This window comes from Apibacter muscae, assembly GCF_007845635.1.
Taxonomy (GTDB): domain Bacteria; phylum Bacteroidota; class Bacteroidia; order Flavobacteriales; family Weeksellaceae; genus Apibacter; species Apibacter muscae.
In genome coordinates, this window is sequence record NZ_SELG01000028.1 from 1 (window position 1) to 565 (window position 565).

Consider the following 565-nt stretch of genomic DNA (forward strand, 5'->3'; position numbering starts at 1 on the left):
GGGCGGTTGTTCTTTTTAAAAACGTTCGTGGTTTTTATAAAAGAGGGTTGCGAGTTTTTAAAAACGAGCTTTATGCGCTACCGCGAGCAGACTGCGAGTGTGCGAGCGCGGGCGGTGAGGGCTTGCCAAAAATAAAATCTATCTTCCTTATTATTTTTTTGGCGATAAAACCGCCCGTAAGCGGGGTTAAGGGTGGTTTACTTCTTTACATGGGTAGTTCGTCCCCGTGGCGCGCAAGCACCTGCCTGCGAGCATAACCAATAAGCAACGGCGGATGCGACTTTAGGAGCAGACGAAGTAGTTGCGAATGAGGATGGATGAGCCACGCGACGTTTTTGTTGTGTAAGTGAATACTTGCAACTGGAACTAAAAAACAAAGCTGGGGGCGAAGAATGACGAATACCTTTGCAATGGGCGTTTGAGATAGTGTTTATTTTGAAGTCAGAAGTATAGTTTGAGAGGGTTTCTAGTTGGTTTGACTTACTTTGTTTAATGGATGTAAATTTTCAATCTCATTTTTCAACTGTTCTAAGTTTGTAGTTTGGTATTGTTGAGTAATCGAACT

1 protein-coding gene is annotated in these 565 nt (G+C 43.2%); it reads right to left on the reverse strand.

Features of this window, described 5'->3' with window-relative positions; genetic code table 11:
* Window positions 1–197: 197 nt before the first annotated feature.
* Entirely contained in the window at window positions 198–326 is a 129-nt protein-coding gene (locus ETU08_RS12010; protein ID WP_260390948.1) for a hypothetical protein, read from the reverse strand.
* Between the last annotated feature and the right edge of the window lie 239 nt (window positions 327–565).